The sequence below is a fragment of the Candidatus Krumholzibacteriota bacterium genome (assembly GCA_016932415.1).
Classification (GTDB): domain Bacteria; phylum Krumholzibacteriota; class Krumholzibacteriia; order Krumholzibacteriales; family Krumholzibacteriaceae; genus Krumholzibacterium.
The window spans coordinates 37615-55660 of record JAFGCX010000018.1 but is presented as its reverse complement, the minus strand read 5'-3'; the positions used below and the strand labels follow the sequence as shown (position 1 = coordinate 55660).

General features: G+C 55.0%; 12 protein-coding genes and 1 riboswitch. Of the genes, 9 read left to right on the top strand and 3 right to left on the bottom strand.

Going from position 1 to position 18046, the window contains the following annotated elements; translation table 11 throughout:
* Window positions 1–156 precede the first annotated feature (156 nt).
* From JW814_06825 to JW814_06805, 5 genes are all read left to right on the top strand, one after another.
* A complete protein-coding gene (locus JW814_06825) occupies window positions 157–1248 on the top strand; it encodes a glycosyltransferase (GenBank protein ID MBN2071158.1) in 1092 nt (363 codons plus the stop codon).
* Window positions 1249–1357: 109 nt separating this feature from the next.
* A complete protein-coding gene (locus JW814_06820) occupies window positions 1358–2053 on the top strand; it encodes a hypothetical protein (GenBank protein MBN2071157.1) in 696 nt (231 codons plus the stop codon).
* Between the two features lie 289 nt (window positions 2054–2342).
* On the top strand, window positions 2343–3059 hold the full coding sequence (locus JW814_06815) for a hypothetical protein (GenBank protein ID MBN2071156.1): 717 nt from the start codon (window positions 2343–2345) through the stop codon (window positions 3057–3059).
* 164 nt (window positions 3060–3223) lie between these two features.
* Window positions 3224–5095, top strand: coding sequence for a hypothetical protein (locus tag JW814_06810; protein ID MBN2071155.1), 1872 nt, complete (start codon window positions 3224–3226; stop codon window positions 5093–5095).
* Window positions 5095–7197, top strand: a complete 2103-nt coding sequence (locus JW814_06805) for a hypothetical protein (protein MBN2071154.1) — start codon at window positions 5095–5097, stop codon at window positions 7195–7197. Before JW814_06810 ends, JW814_06805 begins: the two co-directional genes overlap by 1 nt.
* Window positions 7198–7206: 9 nt before the next feature.
* Here JW814_06805 and JW814_06800 read toward each other — a convergent pair whose 3' ends face one another.
* Both JW814_06800 and JW814_06795 read right to left on the bottom strand, forming a co-directional pair.
* A complete protein-coding gene (locus JW814_06800; GenBank protein MBN2071153.1) occupies window positions 7207–7560 on the bottom strand; it encodes a hypothetical protein in 354 nt (117 codons plus the stop codon).
* 21 nt (window positions 7561–7581) lie between these two features.
* Window positions 7582–8238, bottom strand: a complete 657-nt coding sequence (locus JW814_06795) for a pentapeptide repeat-containing protein (GenBank protein MBN2071152.1) — start codon at window positions 8236–8238, stop codon at window positions 7582–7584.
* A 195-nt stretch (window positions 8239–8433) separates the two neighbouring features.
* Here JW814_06795 and JW814_06790 point away from each other — a divergent pair, with 195 nt between their 5' ends.
* Both JW814_06790 and JW814_06785 read left to right on the top strand, forming a co-directional pair.
* The gene (locus tag JW814_06790; GenBank protein MBN2071151.1) at window positions 8434–10908 is read left to right on the top strand and encodes a hypothetical protein; all 2475 of its coding nucleotides are present in this window, start codon (window positions 8434–8436) and stop codon (window positions 10906–10908) included.
* Window positions 10909–10922: 14 nt separating this feature from the next.
* On the top strand, window positions 10923–13163 hold the full coding sequence (locus JW814_06785; protein ID MBN2071150.1) for a hypothetical protein: 2241 nt from the start codon (window positions 10923–10925) through the stop codon (window positions 13161–13163).
* Window positions 13164–13224: 61 nt separating this feature from the next.
* Here the strand turns inward: JW814_06785 and JW814_06780 are convergent, their stop codons facing one another.
* Window positions 13225–13779, bottom strand: coding sequence for an acyltransferase (locus tag JW814_06780; protein ID MBN2071149.1), 555 nt, complete (start codon window positions 13777–13779; stop codon window positions 13225–13227).
* 194 nt (window positions 13780–13973) lie between these two features.
* A riboswitch (cobalamin riboswitch) is annotated at window positions 13974–14117 on the top strand.
* Window positions 14118–14281: 164 nt separating this feature from the next.
* On the opposite strand from JW814_06780, the gene JW814_06775 reads away from it, so the two are divergent.
* Both JW814_06775 and JW814_06770 read left to right on the top strand, forming a co-directional pair.
* A complete protein-coding gene (locus JW814_06775; protein ID MBN2071148.1) occupies window positions 14282–16387 on the top strand; it encodes a TonB-dependent receptor in 2106 nt (701 codons plus the stop codon).
* 12 nt (window positions 16388–16399) lie between these two features.
* The gene (locus JW814_06770; protein MBN2071147.1) at window positions 16400–17866 is read left to right on the top strand and encodes a T9SS type A sorting domain-containing protein; all 1467 of its coding nucleotides are present in this window, start codon (window positions 16400–16402) and stop codon (window positions 17864–17866) included.
* The last annotated feature ends 180 nt before the right edge of the window (window positions 17867–18046 follow it).

Here is an 18046-nt window from a genome sequence, read left to right as displayed (position 1 = left end):
AATACCGCGGCGCTTAGGCAATGGTAATCTGCATCGGACCCGGCGGCCGGCACTCTCAAGAGCCCGTCATTTCCCGGAAAGCCCGGGCCGATCAGCGGCCCCAGCCGCCGCTCCTTCACTGTTGCCACCGGCGGCTCCATAGTTTATAACAGATTGATGAAGGAAAAAAAGATATGTTTTTTTAATACGTCGGCCCGGTGGGGTGGCGGAGAAAAGTGGCACCTTGACATGGCGGCGCGCCTGGCGCGCCGCGGCATGAATATCTGCGCCGCTGCGGGAAGCAGCGGTCCATTCCGCGAACGGATCATCGAGGCGGGGATACCCCTTCACACGATGGAGATATCCAACCTTTCCTTTCTCAATATCGTCAAGATACGCCGGGTCGCCGCTTTTCTCACGCGCGAAAATATAGACACACTGATCGTCAACCTCCCCTCGGACCTTAAAGTCGCCGGGCCCGCCGCGCGGATCGCCGGCAACTGCCCGCTGATCTACCGCCGCGGAAGCGCGATCCCTCTTCGCGATTCGTTTCTCAACCGTTACCTTTTTAAAAACTGCGTCTCCTCTGTCATAGTGAATTCCGAAGAGACGAGAGGGACGATCCTTGCAAATAATCCCGCCATATTCGATGACGCGAGGATAACGACGATCTACAACGGCATCGATCTCGAAGAATGGGACACCCGGCCCCGCCGGCCACTGCCGTTGGCCGAAAAGGAGGAGATCGTCCTGGGGACAGCGGGAAGGCTGGAGATAGAAAAGGCTCACGGGCGCCTGATCGATCTTGCCGTAGTGCTCAGGGAGCGCGGGCTGCAGTTCAGGCTTCTCATCGCAGGCAGCGGACGGCTGCGAAAAAAACTTGAGCGCCAGGTGGCGCGTCGCGGCCTCTCAAAAGAGGTGACTTTCACCGGGTTCGTCGAAGATATGAAAAGCTTCATGGACAGTATCGATATATTTCTTCTTTCCTCCCTATGGGAGGGGTTCGGATATGTCCTGATTGAGGCGATGGCATCGGGAAAACCGGTCGTCGCTTTCGACCTTGCCAGCACGAGGGAGATCGTCGACGACGAAAGATCGGGATTTCTCGTCCCCGCCGGCGATATCGGGGCGATGGCGGCGGCGGTCGAAAAGCTCTCTGGCGATGCCGCGCTGAGGGAAGAAACGGGAAAGAAGGGCAGATCGGCGGTGGAGAAACGGTTCGGGATCGAAGAAGCGGTCGACCGATTGTTGACGGTTATTAATTCCTAGTTATTTTTACCTAAATTTAATTCAAAATAATATTGAATTATTCCCCGATCTGTAGTATGATGCCATCGAAAATAAAGAGCCTTTAGCCTGCATATGAGGGGAGGAGATTATGCATGTAGCTAAGGCAGGGTGGCTTCTCTTGATCGCGATGATCATCGCTCTGATGCCATCAGAAGCCACCGCTGATCCGTGTCTTGTCGTATATCCGGGCGGTCCCTGCATATACCACTTCGATCCTTCGGAATATTCTCTCGCCGGCCCGGAAGATTCATGTTATGACGCGGAATACGACCGTGGCGGATACGTCCTTGTCGAGATCGGAAGTTGCGATATCGACGAGAGTATCTACCAGGCTCCCGGACTGGAAGGGTTCGAAGTATCGACAGACGGGAACGATGGGTATGTTTTCGTCGGGACCGATTTCGATCTAATCGTGGATGGTTTTTCCAACAAACAGACTACTTTCGTCAACATCCTCGTCGTTTTCGACAAGTTTGTACCTGAAACCTGTTACCCCACGATACTCGTCGATGGCACCGTACTGACAGAGTCATTTTTCCCCACCGGAGATCTTGTCGTCTCGACGCCAACGGAGACGGGAAATAATTATTCCGATACGATGACCTTCGATATCAGCTGGTTCGGCTGCTATGGCCTTCATATCTGGGCCTTTTCCGATGAGAATTACAACGGCGTAAGGGATGGCGGCGAATGTTTCACCGCCTTCTCGCACGACATGGTGGTTCCTGTCGACAAGACGAGCTGGGGCAGGATAAAGACGATAGGCAGCGACGAAAAAGAGTGACACCTGGAGCTCAGGCCCCGGAAAAGACGATCTGAAGAGGCGTTCCCCCGTCAAGAGGGCGCCTCTTTATCATCTTCACCCGCAATAAGATAGGCGAGATTGCGTATCCACGCCCTTGACCCGGCAGAGCGATAAATGATATAATCGGTATGTAAAACCCAAGGAACACCACCCGCCTGAAGTGGCGGGAGATCACGCACAAGGAGGTGTTTCGAGGGTTTTTTTGCGTTCTATATAAATTATAGCTCAATTACGACATCCAGTGCTGAATCAACCCCGGGAGCGAGCTATGAAAAAGTTTATCCCCCTTGCCCTTCTGGCAGGCCTGGCAGTCATTTTTCTCTTCCATGGCTGCAACACAGATCAATCGACCAACGTCATTGTGGAGGGCGGCGGCGACCCTGATGGAAACATCATAACAGTCCACGACACGATATATATCGATGACTGCCCCCCGTCTGTCCCCGACACAGTATACGCCGGAGATTGCCCCGATTGTCCCGACTGCCCAGACGATCCCGACTGTCCCGATTGCCCTGACTGTCCGGCATGCGAGAGCGAAAACGCTTATGAAGGATTCTTCCTGATAACAGGGATGATGGCGGCGCAGGTCACCGAATCGTGCCAGTATTCCTGGATCGCCACTACGCTGCAGGCGGTATCGATCGAGGGCGGAGTGATATGTTTCGCCGGATGGACCGTCGAATGGAACGACGCGACGCACGTCGGCCATACAGCTTTTGAGGATTATTTCGAATCTGACGGCATCTGGTATGATACGACGATGGATTTCAATATATCGTTCTCAGGGACCGACAACCTGACTGCCGTCCTCACATATCACCTTGAAGCGGGATATGTCGGCTCGGCGGCCGCCTACGCCTGTGACGACCAGTTCACAGTCACCGCCGAGCGGGTCACCGCGTCGGAAGCATCCCGCGTCGGGACGATCAACCGGAAGATGCTCCCCGTACCTTCGATCGGAAAATATATCTTTTCCCAATAATCTGACAGGCTGATCCGGCCGGCCCCCTCCGGCCGGATCAGCATTCAGAGCATCTGTATATTCTTCAAGACTAAATCTCCCCGATATTGTATAATCACCTCTGAAAAAGTTTGGATGACGCCGCCCCTCTTTCTTTCGGCCTTCTTTCGGACCGGTGATCGATAATGAAATATCCGATACGTCTCATCGCGATAATGATGGTTCTGGCATCCGCCGCCGGGTGCGACGAAGACAGGGTAACAGCCCCCGGAGGCCCGGTGCCCGAACCGAATCTCGTCATAGAATATCCTCCCCCATCTTCCAGGACGGCGAGGTACACCGCCGTTACGACCTTTGAGGCGGCCGCGGCCGGGGAAAATACACTGAAATATGCCAGGTACTTCTTCAGCCCGGTCGTCGACACTGCCGGTGTATATGATCCCGATTTCGATTTCATCGCCGACCTCAACGACAATCTTTGGCGCTATGAAGAAAAATGGTCTCCATGGACGAGGATAGACCCCGGCGCCCCTTCGATCAGTGTCACGATCGGCGATGACGAGAAGATGATACTGGGAAGATATTACTTCATAGCCTTCCAGGGTAAGGGCACGAGCGGATCGGTCACCACCGTCTTCGACAAGAATATCAATGTGAGGCATTTTCAGGTTGCGCCGGTACCAGGCCCCTTCCTTCGCGTCTATGAGCGGCTGGTCGGAAGCTTCAGGTTCAGCGGGACGCGCGGCAGCCCCGTGACCAGGAGACTTCCCCCGGGGATAGGGCTCGATTTCATCTGGATGAGCGACAACACCACCTATTACGGCGAACTTGCCGGCTACAGATGCGGTTGGGATATTGAGGACACTGATCTCTGGAATGATCCATTCGACCTGAAGCGCACCGGCGCCGCGACCGCCACCTTCCATTCAGGCACTCATACCCTCTATATAGAGGCGGTCGACCGCGCGGGGAACCTTACCCGCGGAAGGATAATTGTTGAGATCGTCCCGTGGACGATGGAGCGCGACCTTCTTGTTGTCGACGATTTCTTTTCGTATAATTCGCCTGTCCCCGACCTGTCGTGGCCCCCTGAATACGAGCATGACGCTTTCTGGACCTCGATCGCGTCGAAAGCAGCCGGTTTCGACGAGTCGGTCGATATCTACGACTGCGTCGAAAGAGGGTCCGCCCCCGGTGTCGAGGAGATCGGGCTCTACAAAAATATAATATGGACATTCTCGGCGGGAAACAGCCGATGGGGAGATATCATCTACTTCATCCCCGAATCGCAGATCGGAGAACTGTCGCACACGGCAACGAATATCCTCTCCGTCTTTCTTCAGAAGGGCGGGCACACCTGGACCTCCGGACGCTCCGACCAGATCGGCGGACTTGCCGCGACTTTCGACGACAGGGGGATTTTCTTTCCGATGAATCTCGCCTGCGAGATAGCGGGAACCCGCGGCGACTGCGCCGGCGACCGCAGCGGGAGGCGGTCATTTCCATATCTGGATTTCTGCGTCACCATGCTCGACAAGATCGTCGCTCCGATCAGGACCGACGATGCCATGCCTTACAGGCAGAGCGCTCATTACGACGTTATGATATCGGCTTTCTACGACCGCTTCGATCCGGTTTCGGCGAGATATCCGCAGATCCCCGACCGCCTTGAGCTTCGCGATGACGTCACAGCCCCTGGAAAATATTTCAGCACCGATTCCACCAGCCTCACCGGAGGGTTCTCATATGTAGAAGTGTACGATCCCGAGTACTGGATGGAGAGCAGATCTGTATTCTCGCAGTATTGTTTCCATCCCGCCTTCAGGATGCGCGCGGCGGGATCGACGTCGGCCCTGAACGATTGCGCCGTCGCCCTGTGGCTGACGAAATACGAGGATATCGTTCCCGATCCTCTTTCGGGACCGGCCGTCGCCGCCCCTTCGATCCACTTCGGATTCCCCCTGTGGTTCTTCAGACACGAGACTGTCGACAGCATCGCCGCTGTGATCTTCGATCGATGGGGCATCCTCGGCGCAGGCGGGGAAGGTGGCCCGTGATGATCTTTGCCTGCAAAAAACTGTCTCTCATATATACTACCATCGCCATCCTGCTCCTGCCCTTGCTTTTCCTTGCCGGCTGCGCGGGCGACTCCCCCTCCGGGCCGCCGAATGAAAGAGTCGTTCCCGCTCTCAGTCATGACTCGTTCGTGATCCCTGAAAGCGACGACCTCTATATGCACCACAGCGAGGGGGATCTTTATTTTCTCGCCTTTACCGCGGAGCCCCCTCCGATCAGCGCGAGAATGGTGATCGCCGGAACAGGCCTCGGCGGCTACATAAGAAGGGTCATCTCAGTCACAGTCGATCGATCGATGATGATCCTTCTGACAGGAGATGCCTTCCTTACCGACATAGTCAAGTCGGGTGAGGTCGGCGCGGAATTCATCCTTGAGCCGGGAACGGGTGCTCCCGGCGCGAAAGTCGACTCCGGCTCTTCTCCGCCGCCGGTCAGCGCCGGCGGGCCGGACCCGCCGGAGGATCGGCTCATCCCCCCCACCGGTGGAAGACTCGATCTTTCAGGGATAATCTTATACCAGCGGGATGCTCTGCCAGGAGCTGGGTCGGTCGTGATCGACAACGGGTTCATCGAATTCAGCCCCATCGTGACATTCTCGATGATGATCGAGGACAGGGATATAATCGAGCTCCACTCTTCCGTTGAAGGAGATCTGCGTTTTTACTGCGAGATATCGGCTGATATCGGCGGAGAGTCAGATTATTCGATGATCCATCCCCTCGCCAGGTTCGACCGCTGGATCGATCTCAATATCAAAGAGCTTACCCTTCCACTGGAAGCACGGATATCGTACGATCTTGATATCCGGCTTGAGGGAACGGATCTCGACCTGTGCGGGATCAGAAGCTCCATTGAGGCTTCGCTCAAAGCCGGCATGACGTATTGCGATAATCTGCCTGGGGGAGAGTTCGATTCAGCCTCCGTGGAATTTGGCAGCTACCCTGTCGGATGCGCCGAAGCTTCGGTCGGAAGGGTCAGTATCTCTGTCATACCGACGGTGACCCTCTTCCTCTTCGGCAAAGAGCTGACCGCCGCTGATATCGGAGTGTCTCTCGATGCCACGATGGATATCGATCCCGATCCTTTCTGGATATGGGAACTTTCCAACGGCATATCCTCTTCATGCAGTTTCGATCCCGGCATCCTCAGCCCCTCGATGACTCCGGCCACTTTCTCCGGCCTCGATATAAGCGAATCCGTCTCGACCGGACCGTACAGGACTGCCGATTATATCTTCGTTACCCAGTGGGGAGAGGAAGGTACAGATAACGATCAGTTCGATTTTCCAAAAGGAGTCTCGATAGGGCCGGAAAACGAGATAATAATCAGTGACAACACCCTTCACCGGATCCAGGTATTCACACCCGAAGGGATCTGTGTCGATCTCTGGGGCACGCGAGGACCGGGTCCCGGAGAACTGAGTTTTCCCGCGGGGATCGTCTCCGGCCCTGGCGGCAATATATATGTGGTCGACAAGGGAAACAAAAGGATACAGAAATTCACCGGGGAAGGCGACTTCATCCGCTCATGGGGCGAGGAGGGAGATTCCGACGGGCAGTTCCGCGAACCTGAAGGAATCGCCATATCGGGTTCGGGTGATATCTTTGTGACGGACAATTTCAGCAACCGGGTGCAGAAGTTCAGCGCCGACGGTGATTTTCTTGATTCCTGGGGAGAATTCGGCGAACTGCCGGGCCAATTCTCCGGACCGATGGGTATAACCTGCGGTCCGGATGGATCGGTATACGTCTCGGAATGCTATAATCACCGCGTTCAGAAATTCACAGGGGAAGGGATCTTCGTCGCGGGATGGGGAACAATGGGAAGCGGCGACGGAGAGTTTGACTGCCCCGTCGATCTCGCCACTGGTCCCGGAGGGAATATCCATGTCGTCGATTACGGAAACAGCAGGATAGTGAAATTCGATCCCGGCGGAGCCTTCATCTCCAGTCTCGGGAGCTTTGGCACGGGAGAGGGAGGATTCGACGACCCTTCGGGAATAGCTGTCGCCGGCGACGGCTATCTCTATATATGCGACTCGGGAAATCACAGGATCAAGGTCTTCGCTCCACTTGCCAGGTAGAGGGCATGATCAATCGTCGGCCTCGTCAGCTTCGTCGACTATATAGAACTTTTTGATATTCCTGTTCAGCTTGTGTTTTTCCAGCATCTCAGCGTCGCGCGCCAGCTGAACCAGTTCATCTCTGCCGCAGGTGATAAGCCTCTCGATCTCCCCTTCGTCGACATCGCAATTGACAAGAAACCACAACACCCTTTCGAGATATTTCCGGTCCACTCCCTCTGATGAGACGATCTCTCCGAGCCTCCTGCAGTATTTCAGCGACGATTCTTCATGGAGGTCGGAAAAATCCCTTTCCTCCCTGAGAAAGATATGGACGAATTCCTCGATGATAAGGGATGAGCCGCTGAATGATATCCTGTTCAAGATCTTCTCCCCCACCCTTTTCTATTCCGGATGACCGATCTGTACTATAGGCCCAGGCAGGTCGATATCGGCCACCTTGCTGTAAAGCCTGTTCAGAGCGCCCATTATCTCGACGCTCGCCCCGGCGCTTATCGGATCAGCGAGCCTTATCTCGAGCCTGCAGATATCGGTGGAAACGAAACTGCTATGTATGTGGGAACTTTCGATCCCATCGAACTCAAATCCGCCTGCGTCACCTTCGATCTGCGCCAGCCCTTCGGCAAAGTTCATCAGGGTCTGCAGCCACAGGGCATTCCTCGCGCATTCCGTTCCCCCGAGATCCGCCCTGTACAATATCGCGTTTTCAAGGATCACACCTTCAAGATCGGCTTTTTTCAGATTCGCTCCCATCAGGTTCGCACCGGTGAGATCGGCTCCCCTGAGCGACGCCCCCTCAAGGTCCGCTTCCATCAGGTCTATGCCGGAGAGGTCGGCATGATCAAGATCGGCGCCCCTGAGGCAGACTCCCGGGAGCATGGCCCTGCGCATATCGGAACCGCTCAGATCGACTCCGGCGAGATCTGTTCGTCTTATGTGTGAAAAGGAGATATCAGGCCTGATATCGGGATGATCCTGCCGCCACCCGTTCCAGGCAGCGGCCCCTTTTTCGATCATCTCCCTGTGCCGTCGGTCGCTCATCGCGAATTATCTCTCAAAACCCGGAAAAACCCCTGAAAAAACTATTTTCACGAAACATGAAAAACCTGCAAAACTTTTGCGAATTCTAATCGTACTACATATATTATTGAAGATGGTTGGCATGTCAAACCATTCTTGTTCTGCAGACACGGAGTTGGGAAATTGTCCAATACATGGTGCGGGTCTTATGACCGTTTGCGTATTGTATTGATCTCTGTATTTCTGTTCTTTGCAATCGCTATTCCCGGAACAGCTTCAGACCGCTATGACCCTTTTGATTCCAAGACGACATCTCCCGATCTCTCCCCTGTGATCAACGGGGAATTCGTCCACAATATAGGCAATCTTCACATGAACATCACCAACTGGGGGTTTGTCGGATCGATGCCGAACAGCACGCTCCCGATGCGTGATTCTCCATCAGCCCAGTACCCGGCCGGATCGAGCGTCGAATATCTCTACGCCGCGGGAATATGGGTGGGAGCAATAAATAACGGCATACCGTACGTATCGACCGGCTACCCCGAAACGGAATTCCGTCCGACGAGCGACCCCCGCGACACGATTTACAGGACCAGGGAAGGCGCCCCGGGGGGCGAACACCTCCCCTCCGAAGGCGCTGATGACGATAAGGACGGCAGGATGGACGAAGATTTTCTCAACGGATATGACGACGACCACGACGGACTGATCGATGAGGATTTTGCCGCGAGAGGCGACCAGATGTTCTGCTGCCAGTACGAAGACGGCCTGCCGCAGATCGGCCTGATCTGGCCCGAACACGAACCCCTTATGATACAGGTCCGGCAGGAGTCCTTCCAGTGGGGAGAGGAACTCTTCAATGATTTCGTCGCGGTCCGGTATACCGTGAAAAATGTCGGACTGGCATATCTCCAGAGTATCTACATTGGTATCTATGCCGACCTCGACGCCGGCGCGAGAGACCGGGGAACGTACCATATGGATGACCAGGTCGGCTACTGGGAAGGAACGCGCTGCGCCCCGAAAGGGACGGCTGAATACCCTGTAAACGTCAAGATCGCTTACGTCTATGATGACAACGGCGACGAAGGAGTGACTACGGGGTATTTCGGAATAGTCCTGCTCGGCCATACTACGACGAAGACCGGATTTCATGCTCCAAGGTACCCTGCCAAGAATGTCATCGCCTTCCAGACCTTCCAGGGGCTTCAGCCGTACATGCATGGAGGAGAACCGACGAACGATTTCGAAAGATACGAGCTTCTTTCGACCTCAAGCTTCGACCCCGATACTGAAAATCCCGGAGACTACAGGGTACTGATATCGACCGGGCCGTTCAGCTACCTTGTAGCGGGAATGTCGATAGATGTCGACATCGCCTATGTGGCGGGCGACAGTTTCGAAGATATGCTCGACAACGCCGCCGTGGCCCAGATCATCTACGAGGGATGCTGGTATGACCTTGACGGCGACCCGACAACGGGAATAATAGGCAGGGAAAGCCCCGTCATCGGACCGATCGAGGATTTTGACCCCGACGGATGCGACGGGATCGATGAAAAATACGATCTTGAAAAAGGCGATACGATGTGGGCCAACTCCGATTGCTGGCTCGAGATGTCGGCTTACAGAAATCTCGACTGCTACAAGCCGTACGGAGTCACATACGACTACTACAAGACGGGGATGGATGGCAAGGAACATCAACTTCACTTTATTACCGGCGCCGCCCCGATCTCTCCTAATATGCGGGTATTGGGAGGCGACCACGAAGTCAGCATTTACTGGGATAATCTGAGCGAGATCGTGCCCGACGTACTGTCGTTCGAATGCGATTTCGAAGGGTACCAGATATGGCGGGCCGACGAATGGCACAGGCCCCTCGGAACGAGTATCGAGAATGGGCCGAGTCATGACCTGTGGTCACTTCTTGATACGCGCGACCTGGTCAACGGCCTGCAGCCGGACAAAAAATTCAAGGGGGCTCCCGAATCAGGAGGGTTGGAATACTACCCCCTTAAAAATCTTCCGGATTATGATAAATATCTCGAGAGTTTTGAGATGAGCCTGACCGAGTACCCGGGCGATCCGGTCCCCTGCCCTCCGGGGCTAACCAAAGCGGAATGCGACACGATCGAAAGCATCGCCCTGTATAATCTGGGCCGGGATGGCGGAAAACTGTACTACAAATACACCGACACGACGGCGAAAAACGGCATGCACTATTTCTACTCGGTCACCGCGTATGACCACGAGACGAGAAACGGCCAGCCGTACGCCCTGGGAAGATATAACGCCCCTTCGGTGAATTTTAAATATGTCGTTCCTTTATCCACCGCCCAGACAAGCGGTGGATATGACGGCGATCTGATATATGCCGTACCCAACCCCGTCACCAGCGAAAGTATGGCTCCCTGGGAGCTCGGCCCGGTCAACGACGACCCGTCCGGGCTCAAGGTGGAACTGCGCAATCTGCCGGCCTGCCGCTCGACTTTGAGGATCTTCACGATCTCTGGAGACCTCGTATATACTAAGGAACATGACGGCAGCGCGGGGAATGGAACTGTATCATGGAATCTTGTCTCGAGGAACGGCCAGGACATCACGAGCGGAGTATATATCTTTGCCGTTGAGCCTCATGACGGGGCTTTCAAGAGGAAGATCGGAAAATTTGTCGTTATCCGCTGATCAGGAAAGGTACGATGAAAAGACGGCACCGGGAAATCAGGATCTTAAAGGCGTTCGCGCCGCTCTATGCCGCGATCATCGCCGCCATAGCGATCACGGGATGTACCAGGGATGATGTTTTTCTCGGAAAGGTCGCTGAAAACCAGGTCCCGAACATCGAGCTGACCAACGGTCCGATCGAGGGCGATTCGATTGAATATCATGTCCATTTTTTCTGGTATGGAGACGATCCTGACGGCGAGATCGATCATTACGAGATAATCCTTGTTGAAGGCGACCCGATCGGATTCAATCCGGCCGATACCGCCGGGATCGATAAATGGACATTTACCACTGCCACGGACAGCGTATTCAAAACGACAGCCGACGTCTTTAACACGACAGTGACGATAAACGAAGCAACGTACGCCGTCTTCTCGAAATATCACACCCTGTTCATCAGGGCTGTCGACAACAGGGGAGCCGCTTCCCCGACGCTGTTCAGGTCTTTCAACGCCTGGACCCTTGCTCCGCATATAAATATCGAATCACCGTCGAACCCGCGCCCCGGCTCGTTACAGTACCTGACTCCACTTACGACATTCAAATGGACAGGCAAAGACCCTATCGACAGCCCGTGGAACTACAGGAACGTCGATTCGACGAGATACATGCTGTCGAGCTACTATCCGGAGGCGATTGACCAGTTGAACGAATCGCCGGAGATGTTCGAGAGCCGGTGGAGCAAGTGGTATCCCCTGGACGCGGAGGGAGATTCGGCGATATCGACTATAATTGGAGACGACGAGATCCTCACGCCGGGGCGGGCTTACATGCTGGCCGTTCAGGCTAAGGACGACGCCGGCGCCTTATCGGCCGTCTTCAACCTCAACACGAATGTCAGGGCTTTTTCGGTGAGGACGCCGACCGGACCGATGCTTAACGTGACGGAGTCTTTCCTGGGCAGGTTCAACTTTGTCGGAGTCGACCTTGTGCCGAAAACAGGCAAGGTGCCGCCTGGCTTCCAGATGAAATTCTCCTGGAATGGAGACGCCAGCCAGTATGGAGGGGTCATCTCTTCATACAGGTACGGGTGGGATATCGAGAATTTCGATGACCCGACCGAGTGGGAAGAATTCCCGAGCCCGTATGTCAAAAATTCGCAGCCGAAGACTTTCTTTTCGGGAATTCACACGTTCTACATAGAGGCTTATGACAATCTCGGGATCAGGACCCTCGCGATCATAGAGATCACGGTGATACCGTCGGTTTTCGAGAACGATCTGCTTTGGGTAGACGATTTCCCCTCCAACGATTTCCAGCAGCTAATCTACGCATTCCCGACCGAATCGGCTCACGACGAGTTCTGGATCAATATCTGCCTGCGCGCAGCCGAGTTCAACCCGGCCAGGGATATATTCGACGTTTCAGAGCATGATTTCAGGGCTCCTCCGATGGAGACGATATTCAAGTACAGGAATATAATATGGTCGTTCAGCGGAGCTGTCGACCCGATAGCCGGTTCTTCATGGACAAGACTGATACTCTTCACGCCGGAAGAGCTCGTGCCTCTCGACGCCCGCGTCCTCAACTATATCCCCTTCTACATGGCAGCCGGCGGCCATATCTGGTCGGTTGGGATGTGCCAGAGGACAGGTGGCCTTGGAGCGGCCTTGAGGCTCTTCCAGCAGATATTCCCCAATTACCTCAAGTGCAATGCCGGATCCTCGGCGTACGGATGCGCTGACACGCTGGGGGTGGAATGCATGCCGTACAGGGATTTCTGCGTTTCCACCCTCGACAAGATAGAGGCGATCTTCAAGACCGACATACCGTTCAACAGGGACATCTCCCTCGACGCGGCAAGGTATATGCTCCTCGACGAGCAGGACAATTACACACTCGATATCCCCGGATTCCCGCGAAGGCTCGATCTGTGGGACAAGGTCACGCAGCCGGGCATGTTCTTCTACCCTCAGACAAGAGGTTTCCACTATATCGAGATCTATGACGCCGACTACTGGATGCGATACGTCGGAGCCACCAGCCAGAGCTGTTTCCATCCGCTGTACAGGATGCAGGCGATCGTCAGCCGATCTGTGCTTCATAATCAACCGGTGGCGTTCTGGACGACGAAATACGCCGACAGGCTGGCCCCCAACGAAGAAGCTATAAGAGCGCCTAGCGTTCATTTCGGATTGCCCCTGTGGTTCTTCAACAGGGCCCAGGTCGATTCCGTAGCCGACGCGATCTTCACTTTATGGGAGATAAAATAGACGGACTGCTCATCTGTCACCAAGAGCCGCCGGGGCCTGGTCTTCACTGATCCTCGTGTCGTCACACGATATAACCGATTCCGCCGGTCATCCTGCGGTTCATCTCTGCTTTCATCTCTGACGAGACATTCTTGCGCATCGTATATTCCTCTCCGAAAGTCGGACAGGCCGCCATCTCATCCTCTTTTCTTCGCAGGAATTGGTCTATGGCGCAGATCGCGCGCGCGGGATTTCCCGCGACGACCTGGCCATCAGGGATATTCCCGGTCACCACGCTCCCCGCTCCTATGACGACGTCGCTGCCGATCGTCACGCCGGGAAGTATTATCGAACTGGCCCCTATAAATACCCTGTCGCCGATCTTGACCTTCCCTATTCTCGTATAATCGAGATGCGTCTTCGTGCTGGCGTCGTGAGCGAGTATCTGGACGCGCGGCGCGAGAGTCACGTCGTCCCCTATCTCTATATGCCAGGCGTGGGAGAAATCGATCTCCACGTCCCTTAGGATCTTAAGATTCTTTCCGGCCCTGAAACCGTTCTTTTTCAATTCCCTGACCTGGTCATACCTGAAGAAAGCCCTGTATAACCTTCTCGCCATATCGTGAACCGTTCTCATATCATCTCCTTCATCATATTTTCAGTATCGATGACCTCCGGCAGGCCGGCCTGCCTGCTGAAAATAATATACCTCGTCAGCGGCCCGCGCTTCAATCGATATAGTACCGCCCCGGTCTGGAGCCCGGGAGACAGATCGATTTTCTTTTTTATCTGAAAAATCTTGACACCTTCTCCGAGGACCGTTAATATCCGGATGTTATTTTGGTTTCAGGCGCTCAAATAGAGCAAAAGGGGAAGAGGGTGAGACTCCCTCACGGACCCGCCACTGTGATTGGCCAGACCGCGAAGCGGAAAAGGCCATAAGTCAGGATACCTGCCTGGACGCGTTTTGTCCCTGGCCCTCTTCGAGGAATGAGAGGATAGGGAGAGGCTGACACCCCCTCCACCTTTTTTTCCAAAAAGGCCCGGAGGGTTTTTTGTTACCCCCGCCGGGATCTGACGATCGATCTTCTTCGACGAGGACAGGTATTCCCCGCCGGCACAGAACCGGCTGGAGTGAAATGAGAAGCCGTCCTCACAGACTGTCTTTCCTGCCGATCGCACTGGCGTTATGCCTGACAGTCCTCCGCCCTGTCGGGGCAAGCGCCGAAAAGGGCGCGGAATCGCGGAATAAACCTGAAAAATCTCAAGAGACTCTCCTCGACACCCTTTTCTGGGCCCCGGAGATCGTAGTCGAGGGGTTTCACTCCACGCCGGGCAAGGAGATATTCAACAGAAGCGGCTTTGTCGGCCTGATAGAACTGGAAAAGGGGAAAAGCGCCTTCGAGGACGCCGCCGGTATCCTTTCAAACACCGTTGGAGTAAGGATAAAACAGTACGGCGGGCTCGGCTCATTCGCGACGATGTCGATCCGTGGATCGTCGTCGACCCAGGTGCAGGTCTATATCGACGGAGTCCCGCTAAACGACGCGTGGTCGGGGATGACCGACCTGGCTGATCTTTCCCTTGAAGATATAGGCAGGATAGAGGTCTACCGCGGATTCAGCCCTACCGGATTCGGCGCATCCTCGGTGGGCGGAACGGTCAACCTCGTCCCTGGAACAGGCAGGGTCGGCCGGGATGGCGAAGGGGCGAACTCGATGAGCGCTTCGGTAGCAGCCGGTTCATTCGGGGCGCGGAAATATTCCGCCGGGGCAGACCGGCAACTTTCGCTTCTCACACTTCACCTTCGCGCGGGGTATACCGAAAGCCGCGGCGACTTTTCATTCCTCGACGATAACGCTACTCCCGAGAATCCTCTTGACGACGCTAACGCCATAAGGGAGAACAACGATTTTACGAAACTCAGCCTTACAGGCAGGATGGAGTGCAAACCGGCCGGATTCACCTCCCTTTCGCTCAATCACAGCAGCGTCCACCGCGAAGGCGGAGTCCCCGGGATCGGAGCGAATCAGTCGTCGAGAGCAAGGCTTGAGCGCCAGCGGAGGATAACGTGGCTGAGACTCAAGCCGCTGCCGGTATTCTCCGGATCGCTCCATAACGACGCGACGATCTTCTATTCCTCGACGCGCGAGTCTTTTAACGACCCGGCGGGCGAGATCGACCTGACGGCGGCAAAGACAGACAATACGATAGTATCTTACGGAAGCAACATGAAGCTGAAATATTTTCCGCCGGTTCTTCCCCTTTCGATAGAAACTTTCTTTGAAGGACGGAAAGAAAGATTTCACCCCGTCGAGCACCTTCCCCTCTATGAGGAAGGGCCGGACAGAAAAAGGGAGACTCTCTCCTGCGCCGCTTCGGGTGACCTCTCCCTTCTCGGAGACCGGATCATCTTTACGTACGGCCACCGGTGGGAATGGTACGCCAACGAATTCTACGACCAGCCCTTTTTCCCCTGGCTTCCTCCTACTCCCCAGGGAAGGATCACGGGGAGGAACGACTCGCCCGGTGCTGGATTGCGGCTGATGCCCTTTTCTTTCCTCACCATAAAGGGAAACGCCGGCCGATATTACAGGGTGCCTACATTTTTCGAGATGTTCGGCAATCTCGGAAGCGTCACAGGCGACGCTTCCCTCACCCCCGAGACAGGCTTCAACCGCGATATCGGGATCATCCTCTCTTCTGAGCGATTCGCCTGGATACGCGATCTTTTCATCGAAGCCATCTATCTTCATAACGAGATCGACGACCTTATCCTCTTCTTCCCCAATTCGCAGTCGACCGTTAAACCGGAGAATATCGGGTCGGCGACGGTCAGGGGCGTCGAACTCTCCGCCGCTGGGTCTCTTCCCTGGCCTGTTCGGATCTCGGGAAACTACTGCTGGCTCGAAAGCGTCGATACCGGTCCGATACCGTATTACAACGGCAACTCACTTCCCGGAAGGCCGGAGCATGCCGCGTCGATATCTCTCCAATATGACGCAAAATGGTGGGGGGCGCGCTGGGAGACGAACTATACCAGCCCCAACTTCCTCGACAGGGCGAATATGAAAGAGGCCGGCGCGAGGACGATCCACAATCTCAACCTGGTTATAAGGCCTCCACTCGGTGGTGTGACCTTTACGATAGAAGGGCTCAATATCGGCGACGAGAAGACCAGCGACGTGGCGGGGTTTCCTCTTCCCGGAAGGAGTTTTTACGCTTCAGTCAGGTATCAGCTTTAGGGAGGAACGATAATGACGGGTTTCGATGGAAGATCGTCGTCAGTAAAAGTATCAGGATGGCACAGGTCGAACGGAAATCTCAACAGATCGGCTGCGGCAGTGATCGTGACCTGCCTGCTCGTTATTTCATTCCCTTTTTCCGCCGGCGCCGTGGATTACGCCTTCGTCACGACAACGGACTACGAGTCCGGATCGGCGGCGAGGATCCTGCTCGACGGATCGCATACTACCGCGACTGGAATAGCTTCGATACACAGCGACGCGGTGGCAAGGTGGTATAACGAGCTTGTATATGTCGTCAACAGGGGCGGAGCGGATAATATCCAGATACTCGATCCCGGCGCCGGGTACGCTACGATCGGACAGTATTCCACCGGGAACGGGTCGAACCCTCAGGATATCGCCTTCAGGTCTGAGACGAAGGCTTATATCTCCACCTTCGACACGAATGAACTGCTGATCATGAACACGATCACCGGGGAGATCACAGGCAGCATAGACCTCTCATCCTTTGCCGACGGCGACGGCCTCTGCGAGATGGCTTATATATTCATCAAGCATGACATACTCTTCGTTGCGATCCAGCGGATCGACAGGAACAACTACTGGGGCCCTGTCGGCGACAGCTATATCGCCGTGATAGATTGCGCCGCAGACACTCTCATCGACTGCGACGGCGCGGTCCCCGGCGTGCAATCGATACCGCTGACCGGAACTAACCCTTTTTCCGAGATCATCTTCGATGAGGCTTCGGGCAAGCTTCATCTTTCATGCGTCGGCTGGTTCGGGATGCAGGACGGCGGCATTGAGATAATCAACCCTTACACCTTTCAGTCGGAAGGGTATCTTCTCACGGAGACGGCGGCGGGGGGAGATATCAACAACTTCGATCTTGCGGGAGGCGCGAAAGGTTACGCGGTCGTCACGAATTCGAGTTTCCATACAGAACTGGTCAGTTTCGACCGGGCCTCTGGGACAAAGACGGCGACGCTCTACTCCCCCGGCGCGTGGGTGATCAACGATATCGGGATATCTCCGTATGGAGAGCTTTTCCTCGCCGACCAGACGCCGACCGATCCAGGGATCCGCGTATACGATACCGCCACCGATATGGAGATCACTTCCCATCCGATCGATACGGGGCTTCCTCCCTTCGACATCACTTTTTCCGTCCCGGCACACTCCGGCTCCGATATCCCGGTAATCGCCGCCGTTGGACAGAACTATCCAAATCCGTTCAACCCGACTACGACAATACCGTATTTCTGCGAGGCCGGATCGAAGGTGCGCCTCGAGATCTTCGACACGGGCGGCAGAAGAGTCAGAGTCCTTGTCGACTCTTATCGCGAAAAGGGAGCATACAAAGCGCTCTGGCACGGCAGGAACGATGCCGGCCTCGAAGTGGCGAGCGGAGTATATTTTCTGAGATACACTGTCGGCGACATCACCGGGTCGAGGAAACTGATTCTTCTTCGATAGTGGAAATGGCCCCGGCGTGGAATATTCGTTTTTCGTCCGAATCATGCGGGATCGCCCGCGGCAAATCGCCACGGCTCCGGCTCGGACCCTCCATTTTCGTTTGTAAAGACACCCTGCATATATTATGTTCGGCCTTAATAACTGGTCTTTTCATCAGCTTTCCGGCTGGTGAAACAGCCC

What these genes read in the sequence shown, in the direction of transcription:
- JW814_06805 (MBN2071154.1), top strand. Translation starts at nt 5,095, where the DNA reads ATGATCTTTGCCTGCAAAAAACTGTCTCTCATATATACTACCATCGCC.
- JW814_06815 (MBN2071156.1), top strand. Translation starts at nt 2,343, where the DNA reads ATGAAAAAGTTTATCCCCCTTGCCCTTCTGGCAGGCCTGGCAGTCATT.
- JW814_06820 (MBN2071157.1), top strand. Translation starts at nt 1,358, where the DNA reads ATGCATGTAGCTAAGGCAGGGTGGCTTCTCTTGATCGCGATGATCATC.
- JW814_06780 (MBN2071149.1), bottom strand. Translation starts at nt 13,779, where the DNA reads ATGAGAACGGTTCACGATATGGCGAGAAGGTTATACAGGGCTTTCTTC.
- JW814_06770 (MBN2071147.1), top strand. Translation starts at nt 16,400, where the DNA reads ATGACGGGTTTCGATGGAAGATCGTCGTCAGTAAAAGTATCAGGATGG.
- JW814_06810 (MBN2071155.1), top strand. Translation starts at nt 3,224, where the DNA reads ATGAAATATCCGATACGTCTCATCGCGATAATGATGGTTCTGGCATCC.
- JW814_06775 (MBN2071148.1), top strand. Translation starts at nt 14,282, where the DNA reads ATGAGAAGCCGTCCTCACAGACTGTCTTTCCTGCCGATCGCACTGGCG.
- JW814_06795 (MBN2071152.1), bottom strand. Translation starts at nt 8,238, where the DNA reads ATGAGCGACCGACGGCACAGGGAGATGATCGAAAAAGGGGCCGCTGCC.
- JW814_06785 (MBN2071150.1), top strand. Translation starts at nt 10,923, where the DNA reads ATGAAAAGACGGCACCGGGAAATCAGGATCTTAAAGGCGTTCGCGCCG.
- JW814_06825 (MBN2071158.1), top strand. Translation starts at nt 157, where the DNA reads ATGAAGGAAAAAAAGATATGTTTTTTTAATACGTCGGCCCGGTGGGGT.